At 55.7% G+C, this 25,873-nt stretch carries 19 protein-coding genes and 1 pseudogene; 8 read left to right on the top strand and 12 right to left on the bottom strand.

Annotation, left to right across the window (positions count from 1 at the left end; translation table 11 throughout):
* Positions 1-121: 121 nt before the first annotated feature.
* A complete protein-coding gene (locus ACSYSS_RS01025; protein ID WP_491703681.1) occupies positions 122-1,669 on the bottom strand; it encodes an MFS transporter in 1,548 nt (515 codons plus the stop codon).
* A 60-nt stretch (positions 1,670-1,729) separates the two neighbouring features.
* A complete protein-coding gene (locus ACSYSS_RS01020) occupies positions 1,730-3,742 on the bottom strand; it encodes a glycosyl hydrolase 115 family protein (RefSeq protein ID WP_491703680.1) in 2,013 nt (670 codons plus the stop codon).
* 167 nt (positions 3,743-3,909) lie between these two features.
* Between ACSYSS_RS01020 and ACSYSS_RS01015 the strand changes: the two genes are divergently transcribed.
* On the top strand, positions 3,910-6,153 hold the full coding sequence (locus ACSYSS_RS01015) for an extracellular solute-binding protein (protein ID WP_491703679.1): 2,244 nt from the start codon (positions 3,910-3,912) through the stop codon (positions 6,151-6,153).
* 93 nt (positions 6,154-6,246) lie between these two features.
* Here the strand turns inward: ACSYSS_RS01015 and ACSYSS_RS01010 are convergent, their stop codons facing one another.
* Both ACSYSS_RS01010 and ACSYSS_RS01005 read right to left on the bottom strand, forming a co-directional pair.
* Positions 6,247-7,305 carry a right-handed parallel beta-helix repeat-containing protein gene (locus ACSYSS_RS01010; RefSeq protein WP_491703678.1) on the bottom strand — a complete coding sequence of 353 codons (1,059 nt, stop codon included), beginning with the start codon at positions 7,303-7,305 and terminating at the stop codon, positions 6,247-6,249.
* Between the two features lie 27 nt (positions 7,306-7,332).
* Positions 7,333-8,199: a hypothetical protein gene (locus ACSYSS_RS01005; RefSeq protein WP_491703677.1), complete on the bottom strand. Its 867-nt coding sequence runs from the start codon at positions 8,197-8,199 to the stop codon at positions 7,333-7,335.
* 492 nt (positions 8,200-8,691) lie between these two features.
* Between ACSYSS_RS01005 and ACSYSS_RS01000 the strand changes: the two genes are divergently transcribed.
* From ACSYSS_RS01000 to ACSYSS_RS00985, 4 genes are all read left to right on the top strand, one after another.
* The gene (locus ACSYSS_RS01000; RefSeq protein WP_491703676.1) at positions 8,692-9,804 is read left to right on the top strand and encodes an ABC transporter substrate-binding protein; all 1,113 of its coding nucleotides are present in this window, start codon (positions 8,692-8,694) and stop codon (positions 9,802-9,804) included.
* Between the two features lie 573 nt (positions 9,805-10,377).
* On the top strand, positions 10,378-11,184 hold the full coding sequence (locus tag ACSYSS_RS00995; RefSeq protein WP_491704309.1) for an ABC transporter permease: 807 nt from the start codon (positions 10,378-10,380) through the stop codon (positions 11,182-11,184).
* A gap of 250 nt (positions 11,185-11,434) precedes the next feature.
* On the top strand, positions 11,435-11,971 hold the full coding sequence (locus ACSYSS_RS00990) for a DUF805 domain-containing protein (protein ID WP_491703675.1): 537 nt from the start codon (positions 11,435-11,437) through the stop codon (positions 11,969-11,971).
* Positions 11,972-12,223: 252 nt separating this feature from the next.
* Positions 12,224-13,399, top strand: a complete 1,176-nt coding sequence (locus ACSYSS_RS00985) for a DUF805 domain-containing protein (RefSeq protein WP_491703674.1) — start codon at positions 12,224-12,226, stop codon at positions 13,397-13,399.
* Positions 13,400-13,847: 448 nt separating this feature from the next.
* Here the strand turns inward: ACSYSS_RS00985 and ACSYSS_RS00980 are convergent, their stop codons facing one another.
* The 4 genes and pseudogenes from ACSYSS_RS00980 to ACSYSS_RS00965 form a co-directional block, all read right to left on the bottom strand.
* Complete coding sequence (locus ACSYSS_RS00980; RefSeq protein WP_491703673.1) at positions 13,848-14,783, bottom strand: hypothetical protein; 936 nt, start codon at positions 14,781-14,783, stop codon at positions 13,848-13,850.
* Between the two features lie 95 nt (positions 14,784-14,878).
* A complete protein-coding gene (locus ACSYSS_RS00975; RefSeq protein ID WP_491703672.1) occupies positions 14,879-15,619 on the bottom strand; it encodes a histidine phosphatase family protein in 741 nt (246 codons plus the stop codon).
* Positions 15,620-15,876: 257 nt separating this feature from the next.
* Positions 15,877-16,294: pseudogene (locus ACSYSS_RS00970) on the bottom strand (GtrA family protein); the annotation flags it as partial.
* A 243-nt stretch (positions 16,295-16,537) separates the two neighbouring features.
* Positions 16,538-18,151 carry a formate--tetrahydrofolate ligase gene (locus ACSYSS_RS00965; RefSeq protein ID WP_491703671.1) on the bottom strand — a complete coding sequence of 538 codons (1,614 nt, stop codon included), beginning with the start codon at positions 18,149-18,151 and terminating at the stop codon, positions 16,538-16,540.
* A gap of 263 nt (positions 18,152-18,414) precedes the next feature.
* On the opposite strand from ACSYSS_RS00965, the gene ACSYSS_RS00960 reads away from it, so the two are divergent.
* Together ACSYSS_RS00960 and ACSYSS_RS00955 are read left to right on the top strand one after the other, a co-directional pair.
* Positions 18,415-18,984 (top strand): hypothetical protein, encoded by a 570-nt coding sequence (locus tag ACSYSS_RS00960; protein ID WP_491703670.1) that lies wholly within the window; start codon positions 18,415-18,417, stop codon positions 18,982-18,984.
* Positions 18,985-19,049: 65 nt separating this feature from the next.
* Complete coding sequence (locus ACSYSS_RS00955; protein WP_491703669.1) at positions 19,050-19,247, top strand: hypothetical protein; 198 nt, start codon at positions 19,050-19,052, stop codon at positions 19,245-19,247.
* A gap of 207 nt (positions 19,248-19,454) precedes the next feature.
* On the opposite strand, the gene ACSYSS_RS00950 is transcribed toward ACSYSS_RS00955, so the two are convergent.
* From ACSYSS_RS00950 to tmk, 4 genes are all read right to left on the bottom strand, one after another.
* Positions 19,455-21,071 carry a C69 family dipeptidase gene (locus ACSYSS_RS00950; protein ID WP_491703668.1) on the bottom strand — a complete coding sequence of 539 codons (1,617 nt, stop codon included), beginning with the start codon at positions 21,069-21,071 and terminating at the stop codon, positions 19,455-19,457.
* 216 nt (positions 21,072-21,287) lie between these two features.
* Complete coding sequence (locus ACSYSS_RS00945; RefSeq protein WP_491703667.1) at positions 21,288-21,845, bottom strand: YbhB/YbcL family Raf kinase inhibitor-like protein; 558 nt, start codon at positions 21,843-21,845, stop codon at positions 21,288-21,290.
* Between the two features lie 106 nt (positions 21,846-21,951).
* Positions 21,952-23,316, bottom strand: coding sequence for a DNA polymerase III subunit delta' (locus tag ACSYSS_RS00940; RefSeq protein ID WP_491703666.1), 1,365 nt, complete (start codon positions 23,314-23,316; stop codon positions 21,952-21,954).
* Positions 23,317-23,475: 159 nt separating this feature from the next.
* Positions 23,476-24,123, bottom strand: coding sequence for a dTMP kinase (gene tmk / locus ACSYSS_RS00935; protein WP_491703665.1), 648 nt, complete (start codon positions 24,121-24,123; stop codon positions 23,476-23,478).
* A 271-nt stretch (positions 24,124-24,394) separates the two neighbouring features.
* Here tmk and ACSYSS_RS00930 point away from each other — a divergent pair, with 271 nt between their 5' ends.
* Entirely contained in the window at positions 24,395-25,864 is a 1,470-nt protein-coding gene (locus ACSYSS_RS00930) for an MFS transporter (protein WP_491703664.1), read from the top strand.
* The last annotated feature ends 9 nt before the right edge of the window (positions 25,865-25,873 follow it).

Genomic DNA, 25,873 nt, shown 5'->3' with positions numbered 1-25,873 from the left:
GACTACCCTGTTGATCCAGGCTATGACAAGTTTAGGCGAAACCATAGGAATCGCCTAAACTCACTAATCATCTATGGCTGCTGCACGAAATCACAGGACAGCAGCCTCTGCTCACCTAACCTCACTCAGTGGTCTGCGGCCAGCACTTCTCATATTTGATGCCGGTCAGATTTTCGACCACCTTCTTGGTCTCGGGATCGACGTCCTTCTTCTTGCCACCGGCGCGCAGCCTCTTGATCTCCTTCAAGACGATACTGTCGGTGTTCTTGTCGAGCTTGAAGAACAACGAGATAATCCAGGCGATGGCAAGACCTGCGATGATCCACCAGATGATGACCGTGCCGATGCCGTTGACCGCGGCAGCCGGCTGCGTCTTGGCACCCTTGACAAAGCCAAGGCCACCAAGGTAGAAGCCCCAGGCCATGGCGGCAAGGCCGGCGGTGATCTTACGGGCGAACTGCTGGAAGCCGATGTAGATGCCTGAACGGTTCTTGCCCGACATGATCTCGTCGACATCGGGGATCAGGGGGAACACGTTCCACGGAATGAACCAGACCAGTGCACGGAAGATGAGCCACCAGACCATCACGACGTACAGCAGCGTGGTCCACAACCCGGAGTTCATGGTCGGCTCGGTCTTCCAAAGGAAGAACAGGCCAAGCAGGCCGAGGATGGCACCTGCGAAGTTGATCGAATAGAGCTTACGAGGCCCAAGCTTGGCGAACAGCCAGCCAAACACAGGCTTCAAAGGCTCGCCAATGATAGCCAGGCCAAGAAGCGCCGTACCGAAAGCCACCGGCTTCTTCAGGTCGAACAACACGAAGAACAGCCACACCTGGCCGAAGATGTCGAGGAACGTCTGGCCGAGCAAATAGATCAGGATGTGCTTGCGGAACGAGGAATTGCGCAGGGTCGAGAAATAGCCTGCGAAGATGTCGACAAAGCCCTTCCAGAACTTCCTGAAGCTGAACGGCTCCTTCTGCTCGGTCTCCTCACCGGTGAAGCCAGCCTCCTCGGGAGTCAGCTCCCAAGTTGACTTGTAGGCGATGAAGATGCAGATGGCGAAGACGATGATGAAGCCGACCATGGCGATGGTATAGCTCGAGGACTTGTTCTCACCGAGCACCTTGAGCACGGCGGCGACCGCAATCGGCACGATGACGGTGGAGATACCGGAGAAGAGCATACGGGTGGTGGAGAGCATGGTGCGTCCGTTGAAGTCGGTCGTCATCTCATTGGGCAGCACCGAGTACGGGGTCATCACCAACTGGTTGACGACGATCCACAGCGCGTAGGCCACGAAGTAGACCCACACCGGCATGTGAGGGAACCACATGATGGAGGTGACCAGCAGCAGCGGGATGCCAAGAAGAATCAGCAGATGGCGCCTACCGAATTTGCGGCCGATCTTGTACTTGTACAGACTGTCGGACAGCGTGCCGAACACCAACGCGGAGAACGCGGCGAGAATCGTTGCGATGCCTACAATCGAACCGGCCTGCGCGACTTCCAGGCCGGCGTACGTTGTCCAGAACAGCGTCAGGAACGTGGCCACTTGGCCGAAACCGCCACCATAGAAATCACCGAATGCATATCCGATGGCGTCAATAAGCCTCACTTTGCGGCCCTGAGACGACTGCACCCCAGAAGCGGCTTTTTCTTGCTTCATTACAATACCTTTCTCTTCCTTGTAAACATTTGCAACGCCATAGATGAGCGCATGGCAGCCTTAGTCCTGCCACGCCCTCTTCATGGCCTCGAAAATCTGGTCGTCCGTCTCGTGGTTCTCCATGTTCATAATCACGAAGACATCCTTCTCCCACTGCGGATACGTGAAGTCACGCTTCCACTGGTAGTAGTGCGGGCCGTCGCCGACGCAACGCAGATAGCCCATGAGCTGCGAGCAGACCCAAGCGCTTTGCTTGACATCGGTAAGGCAATCATTGGCCCAGAACCCGGCCCATTTGCCATGTTCACGCCCGCGCATGGACTGATTGCCGGCCGTGTATTCCTCGCGGGCCAGACCTGCGTAATAGAATGCGTGGCGGTAGTGCTCGTCATAGGCAGCGAAGAGGGCCTTGCACACCAGTGAGGCGGCCTTCACACAATGCTTGTAGATATTGATGGAAAGACCGATGGAGTCGAGGACCAACTGCGCGGCGTGGTCCTCTCCCTCCAGCCGAAGGTCACAGACGCAACGCCTCATCTTGTCGGACAAGCGCTCATAACGCTCCACTCCACCGTCAATCTGCCCACTGTAATGGGCGATCTGCTCCTTGAGATCCTTGCCGTCGAACATCCACTTGAGATCCTCAGAGGCGCTGCCGCGATCCCGGAGGAACTGTGTGATCAGCATTCGTGGCACATGGTTGAAATACTGCTCGCCGGCATGGTCGTCCCAGTTTGGACCATAGGGTACAGCCACTTTCCAGTAGTCCTCGTACAGGTCGAAGACCCGGTCGGTTGCGGCCTCGCCATAGTACGTGGCGATGTACCGCTTGGCGCACTGTTCAAAATCGATGCTGCCATCCCGCCAGATGGAGGCAATCATGTTGAGCATATAGACGTGAGGCTTGATGTTGGAAGCATTGATAATCCATACGTCGTCTCCGCCGTTCTTGATGACGTCCTCAAGTTCATGGGCCACCAGCCGAGGGTCGTTGCACAGGTGCGTGATGTGGTTCGCAGCCTGCAAATCGTAGAAGCTCGCGTGGAAGTAGATGCCGTTGGCACCGTCGCCCTCGGGCATCGACGGCACACGCGGATTCCAGTTGTCCTGCCGGCGGGAGACCATGCGCCCAAAGCCGTTGTCGGCCCAAATCTTCGCGACCTCCTTAGGGTAGGTCAGCACGCCTTTACGATAGAGATCCATCGCCTCGCCATACAGGTAGATGCAGCACTGCGAGCCTGGGTCGTTTTTCTGCACCAGCTCGTACTGCTGCTCGATGATCTCACTGAGCAGCTTGCCGCGCGCCTCATCGGTGGCATACCTAGGATCGGCATCCCAGAACGGCTTGTCGCCCTGGCCTCTGAAGCCCAGGGTCCATACCGTCCGTTTGCCCTTCTGAGCCTCAACGGCCTCGCTCCACAACGCCTCGAAGCGGTCCTTCTCCTCAGGCCACTTGGGCTGCACACCCGGATACGCAGCGGCGAACATGCGGGCACCCAGCGGAGTGGCGTGGTGCTGGTTGATGTAGAAGCCCATGTCCTGCGCCAGCTTGAGGTGTGGCTCACCGCGCTGGCCGGAGCCGGGGATCACCATGTTGCCACCGAGGCGGTAGACGGTCTCGAAAGCAAGCCGCCACGGCTTTTCATGGTCGTTGTCGACCTGCCAATTCTCCAGAAGCACTTCGTCGTTGATGAAGAACCCTTTGTACTTCACGGCGCTTTTCCCACTGTGCAGGCTGAGGTCACCGGCCACCTCGATCCGAGGCCGCTTGCTAAAGCGCTGATCGTTCCAGAACCAGAAATCCTGCACGCCTAGGATGCTGCGGCTGATGGCATACAAACCAAAGATAAAACCGAAATCATCGCCGGCGCGAACGATCAGCTGGCCATCCTCCACATTAACACGATATGTCTCCGGCTCGCACTGCTCGGAGCGTAGAACGATGTCGGCACCCTGGCCGCCATCGTTGGTCGTCACGGCAGCGATATCGCGCTCGATGTCCTCAACGGCATATTGAACGGCTCGCGAAGGATTGCCCTTCACTGTTGTGGAATGCGTGACAGAAATCACCATTGTTCCTCCCAACATCAATGGATACAGCCAGCCGGGAAACACTTCGTCGGTATTCCCCGCAGTAGCTTCATTATTGAGCAGGTGCCATCGAACCGCATATTGTTGCCAAAAGTTGCCACACCAACGAGTATTCTTGTATACTGAGTCCTTCCAAAGGAATGCAGCACATGAACAGGAAACCCGTCACCATCTATGACGTCGCCAAGGCCGCCAAAGTGAGTCCTTCCACCGTCTCCCGAGCGCTTTCGCACCCTGGACGGCTCGCCATGGACACGGAGCTGCGCATCCGCAATGTGGCCAAGTCGTTGGGATACCTGGACTTCGGGGACAAACCGGATTGGCAACCACGACATACGAAAATAGTCACGGCGGTCATCCCCGACTATCTCAACCGCACATACGAACCCCTCATGACGGCGATGCAGAAGACCTTGGGGGCCAGGCAGTTCTCACTGGTCGTGCTGCAAAGCGACATCACACGTCGGTTCGACCGCCAGGCGCTCTCACAGCTCATCCACATCTCAAACGGACTCATCGTCGTCTCCTCGCTATTGAGCGAACCCGACTTGCTTCGCTACGCCATGGAGGTGCCGACCGTGACCGTCAACGCAGCGGTCACAGGCGTTTCGGGAACCGTCAGCGACCTGCAGGCGGCCGTCAGCGAAGCCATGGCATACCTGTACGCCACAGGCCATCGGTCGGTGACCTACCTTGCCGGCGCGTCAACTTCGTGGTTCAGCGAAACGTACCGAAGAAACATCCGCACCGCCTCATACCGCTATGACACCACCTACCACGTGCTGCACAGCTTCACCTCGGACTATGAAGGAGGGGAGGAGGCCGTCAGCCAATTCCTCGCGCAGCCCACCGACGCAGTCTTTGCCTACAACAACCAACTGGCCACAGGCTTCATCAACGGCGCAAAAAAGGCAGGAATGAGGGTGCCCGACGACCTATCCGTCATCGGCTTCGGCAACGATGAGGCCGCCATGCTCTCATCCCCCGCCCTGAGCGTCATCGAGCCACACGCCAAGTCGCTCGGCAGGCAGGCCGCCACCATCCTTCTCGAACAAATCGGGTCAAGCAGACGGCATACCAAAACCATCTCCATCACCTCGTCCTTCAACTCACGCAAATCGGTCAGCAGTGCAAAACGTCGCTTGATGAAACTCGGCCCGTACGCCAAACCTGCGGACAACACAAAACGCCCGACCGTACTCACCATGCTTTCAAGCTCCTTCAACGAAACGATGCCTAGGATCAACACGTTCATGAAGGAGAACCCTGACATCGTGGTCGACCCCATCGAAGGCCACACCCAGGAAAGCACGATGAACCTGTACTGGGAACGCCTGCAATCCGGACAGCCGGCACCGGATCTTTTCAACGTGGAATACGACAAGATGCCTCAATTCGCAGCCAGCGGCGCCCTGCTCGACATCGGCAACGAGACCACCGAACACCGATGGAGCAGGGAATTCAACCCCTCCGTCTGGCAGTCGGCCCATTTTGCTGGCAGATTATACGGACTTCCGGGCGACCAATCGCAAACCGTCATGTTCTACAGGCAGGACCTGCTCAGGAAGTATCACCTGGCCCTGCCCGCCACGTGGCAGCAGTTCTACGAGGAGGGCATCAGGCTTCACCGCCAGAACCCCAACAGATACATGGGAATCATCGACACCACAGACGTGCAGCATTATCTCTCGTTCTTCCGCATGGCAGACGCCAAACCGTGGAGCACCACGGGAACCAGCATCATCGAATTCACCCTTGACGACCCCAGGATCGCGAAGACCGCAGCCTTCATCCAACGTTGCATCGACGACGGCGTACTCAATGCCGAACCGCTTTGGGACGGCAAGTACTCCCTGCCCCATGACGGAAAATACGTGACCATCGTCTATGCCAATTGGTTCGGCAAAATCATCGCCACGTCATACCCACAGGACCGCGACCTCTGGAAAGTGGCGCTGCCGCCCGCATTCAACGACGGCAGGCTGCGCACGGCGGAGATAGGCGGCTCGATGCTCACCATCAGCTCCGGGCTGCCAAGCAGCCATAGGGATGCCGCACTCCGCTTCGTCCACTGGTTCCAAAGCGCGCCACGCTCTGTGGACATGCGCACTGCCGGCGGATACTCAGCCACCAAATATTTCGAGGAGAAGAGCAAGGCCAGCACCGAGGTCGACTCATACTTCAATCAGCCGATCTACCCGATCTACGAACAGTCCTCGCAACTGGTGAATCACAACTGGGATTGCCTACCCTTCGCATCCTACCTTGGCACGCTGTTCAAACAGAGCATGATTCCCCAACTGCGTCCGGGAATGCATTCCCCCGACGTGCTGAAATCCTGGCAAACCGACCTCATGGACTATGCCAAATCACAGGGCTTCCAAACCTTCTGAGCCATCGGCCACCACCCATTCCCGAAGCGAAAGCGTGGGGAAGGCACTGCTCCCCTCCCCCACGCTTTCGAGGCTTCGATACGGCAATGCCGTTTAGACACCGGCAACCGAAGTGGCACCGATGTTGGGCTTGGCAGACACAGGAACGCCGAAGAAGTCAGTGAGCCCCGACAGCCAATCGGAATCGGAGTTCCCCGTCACGCGAACCCCCGGGGCAATTTGGGCAAGGTCGACCACAGCGCCGTGCCCAGCGAGCGCGGAGGACGCGGAAGCCAGCCGCGCATTGCCGATATCGGAGCTCGGGTCCCCCATCAGTTGTGGATCCGCCGTGACGGCATGGGCATCGGTCGCCGGTACGGTCATTCGTGCTCCATAATATGCGTTGTTGTCAAACGTCACACCTGTGTGGCCGTCCTGGAACAGCACGCCTGCGGCACTGGTATTGGTGTTCACGAAAGCGTTGTTGACCAGATAGTGCCTGTTCGAACCCCGATAGATGCCGCTGGGGTCGCCCGAGGTCGCGAAGAAATGCACCTTGCCGTCGGAGTTCATGCTCCCGGGCGCCTGCGTGTTGTACATGAGGTTGTTGTAGACGACCTGCAGGCCGGAGTTGCCGTGGGGATTGACATAGTTGCGATCGATGTTCTCGATAATGTTGTATCGAATGATCGCAGTGCTGAACATGAAGCCGCACAGCAGAATGCCTTCACCGGAGTCATGGACGAAATTCTTCTGGACCAGGATGTTCGATGTGCCCCTGTCGGGGTCGATGCCGTTGGAGTCCGTGGCCCCGACCCGCTTGGCGAGTTCTCCAATGTCGTTGTTCTCCACATCGATGTTGTCGGACCAATACATCTCGATGCCGCACACGCCGGCACCATCGATGAGGTTGTCATCGACCTCAGCACCACGCACGCTGGTCAGATACATGGCATCCCAGCCATATTGCGTGTTTCGGTTAGTCAAATAGTTGCCCTCGACGGAAACATGGTCATGTGGCCGCCAGTCGGGATCCTCACTGACATTGCCCTTCGTGTCGGCCTTGGCCACGGCACGGTCTCCCCAACCCGGGGCCTTGTCCTGGTAGCGAGCGGTGCCCATCCCCGAGAACTGCTTGAACGTGATGTTCGCAAATGAGGTGTTGGCTATCACATTATTGAGCACGTGCGCGTAGGAGAACTACGAAACCGTTCTGCCGTCGCCCTTAAGCCCTTCAAACACAACGCCGCCAGTTCGTTTCGACCGGTCGACGCCGGCTTTGCTCACCGACCATGTCACTCCTGCGATGTCGTGAATGAACAGGTTATGGATGTTGAAACCACTCAAGGTTCCGGCGTTCTCCGCCTCGATATGCACACCTCTCAAATCGCTGGTATCAGGGTTCTGCGTGCCTGGCGTCTGCCCATTGCCTGATTGCGCTGTGAAATGGGTGGCGTCGAAACCGGACTTTTCATTGGTGATCTCGAGATTTGAGATTTCCCAATGCTGTTGGTTCCTCAGTTTGATCACATCGTTGACCACGCCACGCCCATTGAGCTTCGGCGCATTCCCGTTGCCATAGCTTGAGATGGCTATGGGGGCCGATCTCACACCGGAGCCTTTAGGACTGAGCAACGCCGAGGAGTCGGCACCTCCGGGAGCCGTCCTGTCGATTGCCGTGCTGCCGCTCCAATCGGTGTATTGATACGCTTCCTTGGCAATGCTCGACCCCTGTGCGTTCCACACGCTTCCGGCCTTGAGCAAAATGCGGTCGCCGCTTTTGAAGACCCGGCCATTAACATTATGGAACGACCGCCACGGCGTGCTTGCACTCGTACCATTGTTGGAATCGTCTCCATCAGCGGAGCTGACATAATAGGTGGTTCCCTTCCCGGTGTGCACGGAACTGTCATCGACATGCATGCATCCTTGCGCAACGACCGCACGCCCATGGTCACGCAATGCCGATTTATCCGAGAAACCGGCGGCCGATTGAACAGCCGGAACATCGTCATCGGCGTAGGCCGGCAACGCGCAACCCAACGATGCCGACACCGCCACTGCCAAGCAAACCACTCCTATCGATCTGGCATATTGCTGAATATTCCTCATCATTTCACCTCATCATCGATAAACAGGCCTCGATCCACCGCTGCCCATGCTAAACACCCATATTCCAGACGGCAGTCTCGCAGGGCCTCCATACGGCACCATTCGCCAAATATGACGCCAAGTCTAATCTTGGTCCGAATAAGGCTCCAACGACGCCGGTTGCCATAAGTTGCCGTCCCTTCGCTGGCTGAGAAACATCGCCCTCCACATGTCATCCTCCATAATCAGGCATGTGCATTCCGCCAGTCAAAATCGGCTACAGTCAGGGTGCATAACTCGCTCACCCATCCATCTTCTTATGCGCACCGCACACTATACTTTGGAATGCGTTCGCGCGGTCGGTGGCAGCAACCGCGCATCATCCCATTACATTGGGCCTAGCGGCCGTACGGACTCCTCACCTTTCCGCTGACGCAGCCAGGCCATGAAAGAAAGCCAAGGTGAACCATGAATAGATTCAGCACAGCCATCCGAGCAGCCCTTCCAAAGGGCAGGCAACGAGTCAAGACGCTGGTGGCGGCAGGCGTGGCAACGGCGTTGGGGCTCTCCCTAAGCGCATGCGGCGGGTCCGGCAGTAACAGCACCGGCAACAATAGCGCAAACGGCTCCCCCACCCTCACCTTCATGCTCGACTGGACACCGAACACGAACCACATCGGCATCTATGTAGCCCAAAAACTCGGCTACTTCAAAAACGCCGGCATCAATGTGAAAATCCTGCCGACCGCGCAGGCCGGCGCCGAAACCAGTGTGAACTCAGGCGTGGCCAACATCGGTTTCTCCAAGCTCACCGACCTCGCCAACGCCGACGCTCAGGGAGCGGACCTCAAGCTGGTCTTCGACCTGACGCAGAAGCCAATCGCACGCTGGTGCTCGCTGGCCAGCCGCAAGGATATCAAGACCCCGAAAGACTTCCAAGACAAGACATTCGTCACCTTCGGATCTGCCGAGCAAAGCGCTTCCGTGCGCCAAATGATCAAGTACGCCGGCGGCAATGGTGAGTTCAAGACCGCCACTGCAGGCACCAACACCTTCCGCACACTGACCAGTGGCAAGGGCGATTTCGCAGGCTTCTACGCCAATTGGGAGGAGGTGGAGAGCAAACTCAACGGGCCTGCCTTGAACTGCTTCGCCGCCGACCAGTGGGGTGTGCCCGGCAATCCCGATCAGCTCGGATTCGCCGTGAAGAACTCATGGCTCAAGAACAAAACCAACGCCACAAACGTGCGCAAGTTCGTACAGGCCGCGCAGAAGGGATATGACTACGCGCTGGCCAATCCAGACAAGGCCTCCGACATACTCGTCGAAGAGACCCACACCTCGCACCTCGACCCGAAGCTCACCAAGGCCTCGATGAAGACCATCATCAAGAACAACTTCTGGACCACATCGGAAAGCGGGTCCAAGCACATGCCCGGCACTGTGAACACCGCAGAAGGCCAAAAGTACCTCGACTTCCAGCAGGCGGCCGGCACCTACACAGACAAGGCGCACAAGAAGCTCGCCCGCGCCCCGCAGGCCAGTGAACTGAGCACCAACGAGTTCCTCAGCAAGCAGTAGGTGAGGACTCGACCTTGTGCAGTTTGCATATTTTGGGCAAAAATCATGAAAAGCTGCAATCCTAAAGAAAGCGACAAAATCTTGCGGAGTGGGCCAGAATCCATACGAAATGAGCCCAATCGACAAGAAATGAGCAGAATTGACAAGAAATGAGCAGAAATCCACTCATTTTGCCGCTCGTTTTCATTCAGAGGGGACTTTTGAGGCGAATCTGGGATCTCGGCAATCCCAAATGGCGGAATTCCAACATTTATGTTTTTTGTCTCACTAAAGATCCGCGGAAAAGTCCCCTCTGAACGAAATGATTGATCAGAATTCAGGCAAATCAGTTGATGCGAAGCTCAAAATAGTCGAAATGGGCGGCGAATTTCATTCCGCGAGCACTTCACCTATCGAGATCGATGAGGCCAAGAATGCAGAACAGCGAAAATCCAACGATTGAGCTCCCAAAAACGCTGCAGTTTCCTCTGAACAGCACTCATCGAATGCTCACGGAATGAAAACAGCGTGATAACGGACATGGAAATCATCAAATATCGGGGCAAACCTTCAACGAGGACGAAAGAAATCAATATGCATCTCAATCGCAAGCAACGCGAACACTGGTGGAGCAAGGCGCTGCCGCCAGCCATCACCATCGGCGCCGTACTGGTGCTCTGGCAGGTGGCAGTGAGCGCCAAATGGGTGCCTGAGCAGTCGCTCGCATCCCCCTCCGACATTGCCGTCTCCATCGGCCAGACCTGGGCGGACCTGGCGAATGCAGCCGCCATCACTACGTTTGAAGCGGTAAGCGGCTTCCTCATCTCCATAGCGGTCGGTGTAGCGCTCGGCATGGGACTCTACGTTTCAAAGGCGATGCACCGCGCCATATACCCGCTACTCGTTGCTGCCCAGACCATCCCCATCATCACCATCGCCCCGCTGTTCATGATCTGGTTTGGTTTCAACGTCGCCGGTAAGATTGTTCTGGTTGCAGTGTTCAGCGTGTTTTCCATTGCTGTGGAAACCTCGCGCGGGCTCACGGCAGTGCCTGACTTCTACGAGGCGGTGGCGCTGACCTGCGGGGCCGGGCGCACTTGGACGCTGTTCCACGTCAAACTTCGGGTGGCCGCACGTCAGATTTTCAGCGGCATTCGCATCAGTGCGGCCTATGTGTTCGGCACCGCGGTGACGGCCGAATACCTCGGCGCCACCAATGGCTTGGGGGTCTGGCTGCAGGGAGCGTTCAACTCGTTCCAGACACCCATGATCTTTTCCGCCACCCTTGTGGCGGTGATGCTGACCGCAATATTGCTCGCGCTAGTGGGGCTAATGGAAAGAGTCATGCTTGGGCCTGCCAGTGACGACAGCGCAAAGACCTTGGACGAGAGTGAAGAATAGACGCACCACGCCTTAGTCAGCAACCGCCTGCTCTTTGATAAGAAGACAAGCATATATTCCCGCGAAGCATTGCCTCAGGGCGGAACGTGAAGGTAGCGTGCACATATTGGTGGAAATGGTACACCATCACGATTGAGGCAATATTATATTCGTTAGCATTCGGGGTTCAAAGGCAGGAGCGGCATCATGGTACGAACGCCAAAGTCGGTCGAGTCAGTCGAACCCGCTCAACTCCAAATGCGCAAAACGCATGGGATGCATATCACCGGTCTGGAAGCGATCAAACGGTTCTACATGGAATCGACAATTCCATGGGCGATCCACGCGCGGTGAATTCTGGTGGCCAAGGCTGTTCACCTTAGGTGTGGCAGGTGCGATCTACATCATTGGATCAATGTTCTATAAGCATTTCGACCGTATCGAAGATTACACCAGCACCGAACGATGCAACCTGATCACAGTTACGGTACTTGCTCTGTGGGCGCTTCTCAATCTTGTGCCGACACTTTCAGTCAGCGTGCGCCGTCTGCTTGACGCAGGATATTCCAAGCGAATGCTGGCCCTCCCCTACGGTTTCTACGCAGCGAGCATCGTTGTCATCATCGTTGCCCTGATCTGTGCCAAAATCTCCCTGGAGGCTCCGGATACTGAGGGCACAAACGGCAACACCCTAGGGGCGGTGGCGTTCGTCATCTTGGGTGGCTACGCATATCTCATATTCACCAGCGTCGGCGTTGTATGCGAAATCCTACTGATGATTGGCAAAACACACCCAACGAAACATTGAGCCGCAACAAGTAGATGCTCGGCGAGACGCCAATGATACAAGCATTTCTGCACCCGCGAGCACTGAAGAATTTCAATATATGGCATGTGCAATGCGGGCAACCGTTTATTCACATTGAACGGTGGCACATACATCAGGGAATACAAGCAGTATAATGAAAGTGTTTAGGCATTACGAATATAACAAATATACCTACGCCACATGGCAGGTTGGCGGCGCACGCGTAGTTACCGCATTCGACCGAAAGGCAGCATGAACGACCCTAATATGAATATGAATGGCGCACCGGCGCCGAACCCAGCATTCATTCCGCAGATTTCCCTGGAGCTTCCGCACTACGGTTGCTCATTTATAGAGTCCATCAAACGCTTCTTCCTCAAGTACATTGTGTTCAAGGGCCGGGCTTCCCGCAGCGAATTCTGGTATGCCCAGCTGTTCCTCGCTTTGGTGGCTTTTGTGGCTACCTTCCTTGAAGGCGTAGTAGGAGGAGGGTTAAGGAGTTTGATCTCAGTGCTTTACGGAGTGTGGCAACTTGCCGTTCTTGTGCCCAACATCTCCCTGAGCGTGCGTCGACTACATGATTCAGGCAAATCCGGTGGCTGGTGGTTTGCGGCATACGGTCCGATATTCGGTGGAATCATCTTGATGGTGGCAGGCATAGGCACCGCCGCAATCACGATGGTTCTCCACCCCGACACCAACTTCGGCACACCCGGCGTCGGGAGTGTGATGATTCTCGTCATCGGATTGATTGCCTATGTCGCAGGATTCATCATTTATATTCTGCTCATGGTGGCCCACTCAAAGCCTGAGGGAGCCCGATTCGACGCTCCTGTAACTTCCCTCCCTAATGCCATGTATGGTTATACTGCAGGGATGCAAAGCCAACCGAACTACGGGTCGCAGCAGCCTATGGGGCAGCAGTATCCGACAAGCCAAGGAATGCCACCGACACAACAGATGGGGCAGCCGCAACAACCCACATATCCGCAAGGCCAGCAACAGCAGCCCGCCGGTGCCTGGCAGCAACCGTTCCAGCAGAATCCCGGCAATCCACAGCAGTCTTACGCTGCCGAACAACCGATGAACCAGCAGGTTCAGCCACAGGCAACGTATCAGCCATCGGAACAAGCACAACCTCAGCCACAGCCTTACCAGCCAATGCAACAGCCATTGCAAACTGACCAGCGTTCCACGGCCGGATATCCCTTCGAATCTGGACAGACATCATCGCAATTCCCGACATCCACTCAAAACAATGCTCCCGAATCCCAGGAAGGATCTCCTTACTACTACCCGGAACAAGAGCAAGATGCCCAACAGACTCATCAGACGACAACACCATCTACGGACAATCCACAATCCGGAGATCAAGGAAACGAATTCAAGCAGGCTCATGAAAACCACAGCGGTGGCTTAGAACAGTGATTCAACTGAAAATAGAAGTGACCATCTGAAACCATCAGGCCTGGGACAATGAGGCTTTGATGGCAATACAGACTCAATCAGTGGGCTCCCCATAGCAACATATTGTGCTATGGGGAGTCTTATACGATGACACATAAGAGTCGGGCACGCATGTGCAAAACTAGATTATTGCTAGAAACCATATCTACGAACCAGACTAGTTCTTTTTACAATTAGGTTTTCGGTTTGGCACTGTGCTCTTCAACCTCTTGAGCTCGCTCTTTGCCTCCCTCAGTGCAAACTGAAGGACAGGAAACATCATATTGTCTTGTTGCACAGCATACACAAGCATGCATACACGTGCCTTCGGCAAGCCGAACGCTTAAGAAGCCTTTATTTATAGACCGAACTTGAGCATGCCGTCCGCTTCTGCGAATCGAATTCTTTGCGTCAAAAGACCCTGATACCGTTACAAATCAACCGGCTCTTTATTCGGGTCTTCCGGAATATCCGCAAACTTGGCGGCAAGCTTGGCTTTCTTCTCTTTTTCTTCCTTCTCCTCAGCGGCTTTCTTTGCTGCTTCGGCATCGTAAACCACTTCATCATAGTGATGTTGCCACTCCTTGGCAGCCAAGGGAGCCAAAATAGACGTCACGTGCTGCACTATTTCTACATCATTCTGCACTGCCCCGTCACCGACATACACATTCACCAGTCTCAGTAAATCATCAGGCTGCAATGCCAGACGTGGCAATGAGAGCCTTTCACACAGCTCATTGGCGTACAGCGGCAAAGGAGCGCTTCGACGAGCCAACACCTGAGTCGCATCAGCGTCCTGAGCGGCTGAATCCTCACTGAGGATTCCAAGCAATTCGGCATAGGCTACACAGACCAGAGAAAATCGCTGAGACACGGACTCCACGTCCGCACTCTGCGCCCCTTGGTTTCCCTCGTGGGTGCCTGTGCCGATCAGCGTCTCAACAGTCTGAAGCGCGTTGGAGATTTGCGTAACGGCTTGCCCACTCCAGCTCACTTTCATGTCCCCGGCACCGGCCATGATCTGCGTTGTATCGCCACTTTCGAAATAGTCTGCCATTTGCTCATAAGCCTCGGTGACATCCACAAGCACAGCGACTTCGGCATCAGGCCTGCCCGGAATGCTCTGGGCGCCATCGTACACAAATTCGGCATCGGCCATAGGAACCTCAGTACCTAATATCAGTTGCGCCACGGCACGTGTAACCCGCACCTGAAGCGTCTCAGCATATTGCACGTCATTTGCCATGCGAATGGCTTCCTGCAATGGCCAAAGGCCAATCAGCTTTGCCCCCACCTTCGCTGCATTGCGCACTTCCGGCAGCATTGCAACCTGCCCCAACATACCAGTTTCAATCTGAAACGACATAACCGCTCCCTCGCCAATCACGGCCTCAACTTTGATTCTGCGTCTATTCTATCTCAACCCTTCAGCACGTTCGGCACGAGCGACTGTAAAGCGAGCTACCTCACATCCTTAGCCGGATCTGTATAAACAACGCTGACGACCTTGCCGGTTTTGCTGTTGTATGTGATCGAGGTTATGGAGGCGAGCGCCGTATGACGCAACAGCATATTGTGCTCCGGCCGACCGGTCTCCAACAAATGCCTGTAACTCCATATAGGCGATTCATGACTCACGACAATGACCTGTTCACCTGGATGATGTTGCACCGTTTGCTGGGCGAAATCCGAAACTCTGTCAGCAATGCTCTGATAGCTCTCTCCCCAGCTTGGGCGCCAAAGATTACACACAAGTTTCAAATTACGAGGCCTCCATAACGCACCAGCGCCGTGGCCTATACGTGTGCCCCGAAAGTCGTTGCCGGCCTCGATGAGCCGATCGTCGGTCTTGATTGTAAGAAGAGGCTCACCCAGCTCAACTCGTCTGCCATTCAACTGCGAAAGAATGGCCTCAGCGGTTTCACGCGTGCGCTCAAGCGGCGAAGAATACACGGCCACAGCCTGGCTCATTTGCCTATCGGCTACGATATACCGAGCCGTTGCCTCAACCATGCGCTGCCCAAGTGCGGAAAGATGGAACCCTGGCAGCCGCTCATATAGCAGATGCTCAGGATTCTCCACTTTCCCGTGCCTGACAAAATGCAATGTCGTGGTTTGAAGCTGGCCATCCCCTCTGGATACGCGCGGAGCCTGCAAGTCTGAGCCCGACGATGGATTATCAGTAAAAGGTGTATCCGTCATTGCATGCTCTCACTTCCAACCCTTGGGCGTATGCTCAATCGACCAAATGCCGAGTTTGTGCGAGAACGCGTTTTCCCCGGCACTACTGACGGGCTCGGCAGTGCCGTCAGTTGCCTGAGGAACGCCCGAAGCCCCATCATCGGAAACATGGGCGGCGCCTTGTGCAAAACCAGCAGAATCCGTTGTCCGCTTCGCCGCTGCCATACCTGTTTTCGCGGAAGCAGCGCCAACACCAGCGACGCCTGCATTCGCGCTGCTCGTGGCATCGAGCAGCCACTTGCGGATGATGAAGTTCCAGACAGCCACCACCACCGTGGCGATGAGCTTGCCGATGTTGGTGCGCAGGGTGTACATGCCATGCTGCGATATCATCGCGCCGGGACCCATGCCCAAGGTGCTGGCCCAAATGATGAGCTCGTTGATTCCCAAACCGATGACCGACGAGACGAGGAAAATAAGCGCCTCCATCCAGCGCGCCATGTCGTTGCGATGCACAAAGACGTATTTCATGCTTGCCCAATAGTTGAATACCAGCGAGACCAAGAACGAAATGGTGCTTGCCACCACGTTGTGCAGATGCACCAGCAGCAGAAGGTTCATCACCCCCTCATCAATGACGAAGGCGATGACACCCACAAAGCCGAATTTCACAATCTGTTCAAACAATTTCTTCATAATCCACCATTTAACTCCCTGCCATTGTCAGGAAGCCTCACGACTAGGCATCCCAAAACATCAAAACCGTTCAGAGGGGACTTTTACAGATAATGGACGTATCCGTTTTGCAAAATGCGTTGAAAAATCGCCATTTTTGATTTTCAACGACACAGTAGAGCCATCAAACAGCCCCCTCTGAACAACCGTTCCTGCACAGAACCTCGCCTTGAGCGGCATCACTGCACAATCCTGCTGAATACCTCACACAATCTTGGGCATCGGGGTGGTCAAGCTCGTCGTAAGGTTGACGTGAAGCACGCCGGCACCAAAGTGAGGCTCCACCTTCTTCAACGTCACCGTACGTTCGGACTCGGGCGCGGAATCGTTGTCGGTCATGGTGGCAGGCGACTTCACCGCAAGGAAGGCGAGATCATCGATGTCAGCGCCCGCCTTGCTGCACAGCTGGCGAGCGCTTTCCAATGACTCCTCGAATCCAGGCTTTTCCATCACACGCTCGGCAGACACACCGTAGGCATGAGCAGCGACCCACTTGGCGTTCTCCACCACGTCCATGCCCTTATGGCTGTACTGTAGGCTGCCCGAGCTTGTCGAACCAGCCGCAGCTGTACTGCCAACACTTGCACCTTCACCATCACTGCCGGCACTTGCAATATCAGCATCAGCTCCATGAGAGCCGGCATTAGCACCGCCTAACGCAGCCACGAAGCCGTCGAGCTGCTCGGTCAGCGCCAAGCCGCCGTCGCGGAAGAGGTTTCCGAGAATGGGCTTACGGAAACCGAGCGAAGAAGCAGTCACTTTAAGCGAGTCGATCTGATCGTCCTCGCCATCCCAGAGATTGACCAACGGGAACGTAGGAATCCCGAGCTTTTCCAAGCGGTTCACATGGAATGGGTAGCGCCACTGCAGCGCCGGATCATCTCGCCACGTGGAAGCACGCGTGACCACTACTGCGGCGGCAGGCCACTGTGCGCCGAACTCGCGGCAGGCGATGTCAAGCCACTTCTGGGCGCCGGCATCAGCACCATAGCCGGCCTCCACCACAACCACGTCGTGCAAGGCACAAGCCATTTCAACGGAAATAAGGGTGGGAATGCCCAGCGAAACATTGGCGAAAGGTCCTCCGTGCACATAGACCGGAGAGCCATTCATCGTCTCTGTCTTCGCCGGCTTCACCGCGTCGCCCAGGATGCCTGTGACGCGCCAAAGATCGATGAATTCACCGAACCGTACTGGCCTGCCGTCCTTCGTACCTGCCACCATGGCCGCCACGCGATCGCTGATTTCGTCCATCGAGCGCGAAAGCACCACAATCTGCATCAGCTCGCAGGTCGGGGTGAGCACCACGCGTTCGGGGACATCGCCCTTGCCGCGGTCCACAGCAATCTGACGCAGCGAACGGCTTGGCACTTCAGAGACACGCGGCACCAGGATTGTATCAATCAGCCCATCGTCCACGGCCTTCTCGGCAAAGGACACGAGCAGGTTCTGCGCGGCTTCGATGGCACCCATCTCGCCGGTCAAGCCCCAGTCAATCAGCTCGGGGTGCATGAGCGATGCCTTGCCGCCTCCCGAAGCACCGCCCTTGGAACCGGCCGCAGTGATGCCCATGCTCGGCTGACGAAGCACCGCCGTGGCATCCACGCCGCGAGCGCGCAGCGCATCGATCAGCGCAATGGTGGTGGTGGTCTTACCCTCCCCACGCGAGGCCTTGAGCGGGGTATCGGCGGTGACAAGCACCACTTTCCCGTGCTTGCGCGGTTCGGCTGAATCGGCCTTGAGCCTGTCAAGATAGCCGAATGCGTCAATTTTCTGGACCAACCCGTACTGCGTGGTGAATTCGTCGATCAGTGCCATGCCATTGCCTTTCTTTATGAATGCTCTACTCAGCATACCTTAGATTGATACTGTTTTGTTTATTTAAACCAACGCCTCTGGAAATGTTCCTGCGCGCGAAACAATGATTGATACCCTGTTGATAAGGATGACCAGACACGCCCAGAATGTGGATAGCTCATTAGCATTTGACCACATACCCATGTTCAAATTAGTATTCAACCTTACACATCCTTAGCCTATTCATATCGTTACACATCTATACGTAGTCAGGGAGGTGAAAAATGAACAGCTGGTGGCAGTGGGTCGCCTGGCTTTCAGGCCGTGCCGCCGAAATCACCACTATAGTCGGCATCATTGTGGCTGTGGTCACCTATCGCAAGTCCGTGCACGACACCAGCAAAGCCAACCAAACGCAACTAATGCGCAACTCCATGGACGTTATCGGAATGTTCAATGACACTTTTCTACCGCAGCTGGAAACTTACCAGCGAAAATTTGAAGCAGAATACCAAGTCTTACTCAACAGCTTTGTGCAAACCGGAACATCCCAAATCGACGACTTTCCCGACCACCCGATTCCGGATTCTATGAAAGACATGCTTATAGTTCAAACTCAGGGAAGAGCTGGAATTCATGTTCTGTTTTCCGAGCTCGAACAACTTTGCACATATATCCGTTGCGATCTGATGCTTGACGATATCGTCTATCCTGTAATTCATCATGAATTTCTCGAATTCATCGGTAAAAGTCAAATGTCATTAAGTCTCGAAACAACCGATGAAACACCGCTCATCGGCATTCACTTCACTGTGGAAAAGTGGAAAAACAAGTCGAAAGCAACTAATATATGAAGCATAACCCTGCACTACTGTAATATTTGAAACTTTATCCAAAACATAAACTTGAGGAGGCCACGTTGAAAGCCTTGGACAACGCTGAAGACTCTGATGATACACAGCAACGTATAAACGAGTTCTACGAAGAAATGGAAAAGAAAATCTATGCGGATACTAAACGCGAATTTGAGGCACGTCGCAAAGAGACCCATGGGGTCAACATTCTCGCCGATTACTATAAATCTCTGTATGGTATCCCACTGAATACTAAGAACTAAGATAATGCTGGCACAAGGCCAATCAAAACTGTTTGAAGCTCATCAAATACACAGAATAATTATAAACAGGAGTAGACTGCCTGGCGCGAATAGCAACTACCTAGCTAAGATCAGCTACCTGGATAAAAAGGAGCCGGTTACTTCCGCAGCCTTATAGTCGAGACCGCAGAAGTAGCCGGTTCCTCATTATCTCCGCTTTGAGGCCAATTAGTTATCGGAGCGATTGAATCCATTGGACATCCGCATGCTCACGGTGTAGAGCACCTCATTGAGCAGCTCATCGGTCTCCGACTTGAGCGTGGCAGCGGTGGCATCGTTGGCGACGGCGAGCACTTCTCTAATCTCCGGATTGCGAGTGGCGGTAATAATCTCGTCGGGAGTGATGGGTTCCACGTCCCCCTCAAAATCTCCAGCCTTGATCTTAGCGTGCGCCAGCTTCTCAGCATTGGTGTCACGGCCACCGGCCAGACGGCCGACCTGCCCGTCTGTGGCCGCCACCATACGGTGTGCCATACTGCCCGTCTTCTCCTGGTAACGTTCCACGGCGTTCGCGGTCTCGTCGAATGCGGAGTTGCACAACGCAGCAATAATCCGGTTGACCCAATAATAGTTTTCTGAAGTCACTCGGGTGGAGGTGCTCTCCAGATATTCCGGGGTGCGATCGACATTCGGGTAGAACGGCATCAACGTATTGAACGGGTTGGAGCCATAGGAAATCCACTGGATGGCGCGATTCGACTGCGGGCAATACGGACGAATCTGCATCAAGGACAGCTGACTCTGACGGTTGATGCCGATGGTGCGATACATGTGATGCGTATGTTCGTCGCCCTTGTGGCCGTAAGGGTCAAACGGCGTACCTTGGTAGTGCGAACTGAGCACGTACTTCACGTCCTCAATGGTCACCTTGCACTCAGGCTGACGTGCCCACGGAATGTCGTTCGATTCCGGCGTATGATCCGCCTCTGGTCCGTCCCAAACCTCATCATAAGGGTTTAGGAAGCGCTGCATGTACCATGCGCGCGGGGTATTGTAGACGTGGTCCGAATCCGAATGCGAACCAAAGGCATCGCGTGGGTTGAACGGCGAACTGGGTTCTACCGCCAAGTCAAGGTGGTTGGCTTCGATGAACTCCTTCAAATCAGACGAGCACATGTGCTCCTGCTTGTCGCCGAACGCATCGGTGAGGTCAAACTCATCGATGCCAAGCTGATTGGGCATGGTCACATATGACTCGTCCGGCACCTTCTTGGCGATCCAGTGGTGGCCACCCACCGTCTCAAGCCACCAGATCTCGTTGACATCAGAAAACGCCACACCATTCATCTCGTACGTGCCATACTGCTCCAGCAGCGCACCCAAACGCTCCACACCCTCACGAGCCGTTTTGATGTACGGCAGCACGATGGTGAGGAAATCCTCCTCACCAATGCCGCCAGCCACCTCAGGCACATATCCGGAATCACCTTCCTTGCCTTTGGCAGGCACGAGTTCCACAAATGGATCGGCGCCGAGCACACGCTCATTGGTGGTCAGGGTCTCGGTGGCGCTCATGGCCACGTTCGCCTCGTTGACACCGGCCTCACCCCAGATGCCATCTTTGGTGTCTGCGTTGGGCATGGAGGTGTATTGCAACGGATTATCCGGCAAATCGAACTCAACATGGCTCAAAACGCTGCGATAATGCCGAGGCTGATCGCTGGGGCGAACAACAACAAATCGCTTGGGATTGAACTCCCCATTCGCCGAATCCTCGTTGCGAGCGATGATGGTGGAGCCGTCGTAGCTCGCATCCTTACCTACTAAAAGGGTGGTGCAACCCATAGTCTTACTTCCTTTGCACTTCTATTTTTCCAATATGCCATTACGCGCTGCCGTCATCTGCAGATTCGCCTTGGTGAGACCCAAGTATATTTGTTCTGCATATAGCTGGCGGCGGATACAACAGAATTTTGTGGATGATGATTAATCATTAGATTCTACAGTCTCAGAGAAATCAACAATTACAGCGATGAAGCGGGAGCCTCACCAGCTGAATTGCTATTTAGCGGGATTACCCGTCAAAACAATCCCTGAAGCGTCGAGAGGACCGGAATAACGGTCAATGGCATGTTCCAGCTCATTGAGCCAGAAGCCTTGTCTGAGCCCTGGCAGCGGCTCAGCTGTAGCCCAAACAGCCAGCTCATAGCCATGCGGCTTGTCCGGAGGAGTGGGCCCATTGTAATGCATGGTCACAGCGGGATCGCTAGCCCCCACGAATTTGCTGGCAGCGGACGTACGCCCTTGCAATGCTTCCGGAATCATTGAGGGCAATGTCCTTGAAAAATCAGGAGGAATCTGCAAAGCCTGCGAATCGTTGAAATCATACATGAGCGCATCCACCGGCACGTTCGCTACAGCCCAGTGAATCCAAGCAAATCCGCAGACCGGAATGGAATCGGGGTCAACAAGCTGCCAGTGAAGGTATTGGGCTTGTGGACTCAATGAATCGATGTCGAATGGGAACGACACCACCGGCGTGCCGTTAATCTTGTCCGCCAACGCGGCTGCACCGGTGTATGCATCGGGTATAACCTTGAAATCAGCTAAAATCCTCATGCTTCAAGTATCGCTCAGCGCTGTGACGAGCCAGATTCCCACCACTCGTCACCACACATGAAAACTCCTGCTGGATTTGGTCTTGCAAGACAGAAGGACTGTCGACTCAAGGAATCAGCGCACAAAACAGGGCCTCGAAATCCAAAAGCTGGTTGCCGTTCCCGTTCAAGCGGCGGCGGGCAGTGGCAACGGCATCCATACGCTGCACGGCGGCCTCACACGTAAGTCGAACTGATAAGTCGGTTATAGCGCTTCGGTTTTCAAGGTTCACCAAACCCGCAGCACTTTCGGCATCGTTCTGAATCACCGAAACATCCCGATAGATGCTGGCAATGGTGTTGAGCGCGCGGTCAAGCACATCGCGGCTACGGCGAGTGACGCGCCGCTTGACTTCGTCCTTTTTGCCAATGGCATTGAAGGCACCACGCAGCTGCGAGGGAATGCGGTCATCGTCGCTCAAGCCGTTGTCACTACGGAACGCCCGCTCCTGAGCTGCGACTTGCTTTTCGATATCAACCTGCGCCTGAGACTTGGCATTGTCGATCAGCCGATCGGCCAGTAACACGGCGTCCGAGGCACGAGCGAGGGAAAGCACGGCTACAACCAAATTGTCGCGATCATGCAACACCCGCAACGGATCAAGTTCCGCCGTACTTTGCTTGCGACTTTTGGCTCCGGACTTAGCTGCAGACCGCCCCTTGCCCCTGGCTCTCCGCACGGTGCCACTCTGGTTCCATGCGCCCTCATTGCGACCTTCTGAACCCTTGACTGTCTGCCCAATGCCGCTCCGGCTGGCACCAGTGCCAGCATCTGTACCACCGGTAACACCGTCCAACCCATTTCCCTGAACACCGGCATAGAGCTTTGCCACACCGATATGGCCCTCGGAAAGCCTAGCGGCACGACTGGCGAGCGCAGGCTCGACTCCATACTCCGAATGCAGATACTTCGCCACATCGGCACTCTGCGGTATCGCCAGATTGACCACACGCGTGCGCGAACGAATGGTTGGCAGCACATCCTGGGCACTCGGTGCACAGAGCAGCCAGATGGTGTGAGGGCTGGGTTCCTCAATCTCTTTAAGCAACACGTTGGTGGTGCGCTCCAACATGCGGTCCACGTCCTCGATGATGATGATGCGCCACGGCGAGATGCTTGGAGTCTGCTCCGAAGCCTCGATGAGGCCACGCACTTCATCAATGCCAATGGTCACCTTGTTGGTCGTCAGAACCGTCACATCCGGGTGAGTGCCGGCAAGCACCTCACGGGTGACGCGGGTGGGCTCGTCACTCAGCCCATGGTCTGGGCTCTCGAGCGCAGCAGCGAACGCTTTAGCCATATTCGAACGACCAGACCCCGGAGGGCCGCAAATGAGCCATGACTGGGCGAGCGCCTTTGGGTCGCCAGCGGCGATGGCGCTCAATTGCGCAACCACACGGTCCTGCCCGACCATCGCGTTCCACACGCTCATTGCACCCTCTCTTCCTGCGTCCACCACCACTTACGCATCTTGCGCCGCTTACCGTTTACTCCCATCATACGGGGTTGGAGATATTGCGGCGGAACCATCTGCAATATTGTTGTTTCGAGCCGCACCCCTGAGGCCCAGCGGATTAAATCAACGCAGCGACTAACGCAGCAATGCACTGAGATCAGACTTAATCGTCTGCCACACCGCATCGACGCCCTGCGAGGCATCGACCACGCGGAAGCGTTCAGGCTCCTCACCCGCCAAATTCAAAAACTCCTCGCGCGTGCGCTCCTGGAACTGCAACCCTGCCGACTCCATTCGGTCTGCACTATGCGTCAGACGGCTATGCGCAGCCGCAGGGTCCATGTCAAGCAGGTACGTACGCGCCGGCATGAGACCGTTCGTGGCCCAAAGGCTCAAGCGCCGCACATCCCCCACCGTCAGTTCGCGGCCACCAGCCTGATAGGCCAGCGAAGAGTCGATGTACCGGTCGGAAACCACCACGGCATTGCGCGCAAGCCCCGGAGCGATGACCTCCGCCACGTGCTGGGCCCTGTCCGCGGCGAACATCAGCGCCTCGGCGCGCGGCGCAATATCGGCAGATTCATTGGCGCAGGCTGCATCCTGGGCATCGCCGTGCTCCCGAAGCAGTAATTCACGCAACTTCTGCCCCAACGCTGTGCCACCCGGCTCACGCGTCACCACGACCTCTCGCCCCTGTGACTCTGCATAGCGCCTCAGACGCTCCACCTGTGTGGTTTTTCCAACGCCGTCCACGCCTTCAAACGAAATAAACAACCCACTCATACCTCAAGGTTAGCGCGCGAGCTGAATCTGGCTGAAAGCCAGCATCCTCAGGCGTTTGCAGCCGCTTCCGCCATCGAAGGACATGAAACCGTAAGGTATGCCACGATTGTAGTCTGAACCGTTATCACTGCCTTATCCGACAGGCCGAATGGTTAAATTATGCAATTTTGTGTTATTCTGTTTTCGATAGCTACGCGCATAGAAACGCAGAATACTATCGATTTGTCACAGTATCACAGTAGTTGATGCTGCACGTTTACAAGGAGGAAACATGACATCGCCTCATGATTCGTCAGACATACCAGACGACTCACACCACAAGAAGGCCAATTCCCAGCCAATCGACAAGGCAAACGACTCAGTGTCGCCCAAAGAAAGCACAGACCAGGCCGCTGACCTCAACCTGCGCACCAAAACAGGGCGCAAGAACTTCTGGGTCAACATCGTTTCGGTCTGGCTGGGCACCACAATGGAATATGTTGACTTTGCACTGTACGGATTGGCAGCAGGCCTGGTGTTCGGCGAGCTCTTCTTCCCTGGCCAGACCCCGGTGATCGCCCTACTCTCCTCATTTGCCGCCTACGCGGTTGGCTTCATCGCACGCCCCATCGGGGCGTTCGTGCTCGGTCGCGTCGGCGACAAACACGGCCGTAAGTTCGTCATGGTGTTCACCGTGCTGCTCATGGGCGTCTCCACCACGTTGCTCGGGCTCCTGCCCACCTACCAGCAAATCGGCATATGGGCACCCATTCTGCTCATCCTCTGCCGTGTCACCCAAGGATTCGGCGCCGGCGCCGAACTTTCGGGCGGCGCTGTGATGCTGTCGGAATACGCCCCGGTCAAACACCGCGGGCTGGTGGCCTCGCTCATCGGAGTCGGCTCCAACACCGGCACGTTGCTGGCTTCCGGCGTGTGGCTGCTGGTGTTGATGCTTCCCCACGACAAACTCATTGCCTGGGGCTGGCGCATCCCGTTCCTGCTCTCCGTGCTCATTGCCCTGTTTGCCGTCTATCTGCGTAAGTCCATGCAAGAGACTCCGGCCTACCTGGCCTACCAGGAGAAGCGCAAGAAGGAAGCGAACATCCTATCCGCCTCAGAGCAGCAACACCAGGATGAACCGGAGGCACAGACAAAGCACAACAAGGGCTGGAAGGCCTTCTTCGTCATGCTTGGCCTGCGTATCGGAGAAAACGGCCCTTCATACCTTGCCCAAAGCTTCCTGCTCGGCTATGTGGTGACGCTCGGTGTCAAGAAGTCCGTGCCCACCACCGCCGTCATGATCGCCTCCATCCTCGGATTCGCGGTCATCCCGTTCGCCGGATGGCTCTCCGATAAGTTCGGCAGGCGCATCGTCTATCGCGTCTTCTGCATTCTGCTGGTCATCTACGCCTACCCGGCATTCTGGGCACTGCAGACAACAAATCCAGTGGTGGTGAGCGTCGTCATCATCATCGGCATGTGTCTGGGCTCGCTGGGCATCTTCGGGGTGCAGGCAGCCTACGGCGTCGAGCTCTTCGGCATCAAATACCGCTACTCCCACATGGCCATCGCCAAGGAGCTGGGTTCGATTCTCTCCGGCGGCACCGCACCAATGATCGCCTCCGCCCTACTGGCGGCAACCAATTCATGGGTACCTCTGGCCACCTACTTCTGCATCATGGCGGCCATCGGCCTGATCACCACCTTCTTCGCACCTGAAACACGTGGAAGGGACCTGACACTCGTCGATGATGCCATATAAGCCTGCAAT

It is taken from the genome of Bifidobacterium sp. ESL1118 (assembly GCF_058505595.1).
Note: the sequence above shows the minus strand (reverse complement) of the source record. Positions and strands in the feature narration are given on the sequence as shown.

Coding starts and splice junctions, on each gene's coding strand:
- ACSYSS_RS01025 (WP_491703681.1), bottom strand. CDS start 1,669: ATGAAGCAAGAAAAAGCCGCTTCTGGGGTGCAGTCGTCTCAGGGCCGC.
- ACSYSS_RS01020 (WP_491703680.1), bottom strand. CDS start 3,742: ATGGTGATTTCTGTCACGCATTCCACAACAGTGAAGGGCAATCCTTCG.
- ACSYSS_RS01015 (WP_491703679.1), top strand. CDS start 3,910: ATGAACAGGAAACCCGTCACCATCTATGACGTCGCCAAGGCCGCCAAA.
- ACSYSS_RS01000 (WP_491703676.1), top strand. CDS start 8,692: ATGAATAGATTCAGCACAGCCATCCGAGCAGCCCTTCCAAAGGGCAGG.
- ACSYSS_RS00995 (WP_491704309.1), top strand. CDS start 10,378: ATGCATCTCAATCGCAAGCAACGCGAACACTGGTGGAGCAAGGCGCTG.
- ACSYSS_RS00990 (WP_491703675.1), top strand. CDS start 11,435: ATGGGATGCATATCACCGGTCTGGAAGCGATCAAACGGTTCTACATGG.
- ACSYSS_RS00985 (WP_491703674.1), top strand. CDS start 12,224: ATGAACGACCCTAATATGAATATGAATGGCGCACCGGCGCCGAACCCA.
- ACSYSS_RS00980 (WP_491703673.1), bottom strand. CDS start 14,783: ATGTCGTTTCAGATTGAAACTGGTATGTTGGGGCAGGTTGCAATGCTG.
- ACSYSS_RS00975 (WP_491703672.1), bottom strand. CDS start 15,619: ATGACGGATACACCTTTTACTGATAATCCATCGTCGGGCTCAGACTTG.
- ACSYSS_RS00965 (WP_491703671.1), bottom strand. CDS start 18,151: ATGGCACTGATCGACGAATTCACCACGCAGTACGGGTTGGTCCAGAAA.
- ACSYSS_RS00960 (WP_491703670.1), top strand. CDS start 18,415: ATGAACAGCTGGTGGCAGTGGGTCGCCTGGCTTTCAGGCCGTGCCGCC.
- ACSYSS_RS00950 (WP_491703668.1), bottom strand. CDS start 21,071: ATGGGTTGCACCACCCTTTTAGTAGGTAAGGATGCGAGCTACGACGGC.
- ACSYSS_RS00945 (WP_491703667.1), bottom strand. CDS start 21,845: ATGAGGATTTTAGCTGATTTCAAGGTTATACCCGATGCATACACCGGT.
- ACSYSS_RS00940 (WP_491703666.1), bottom strand. CDS start 23,316: ATGAGCGTGTGGAACGCGATGGTCGGGCAGGACCGTGTGGTTGCGCAA.
- tmk (WP_491703665.1), bottom strand. CDS start 24,123: ATGAGTGGGTTGTTTATTTCGTTTGAAGGCGTGGACGGCGTTGGAAAA.
- ACSYSS_RS00930 (WP_491703664.1), top strand. CDS start 24,395: ATGACATCGCCTCATGATTCGTCAGACATACCAGACGACTCACACCAC.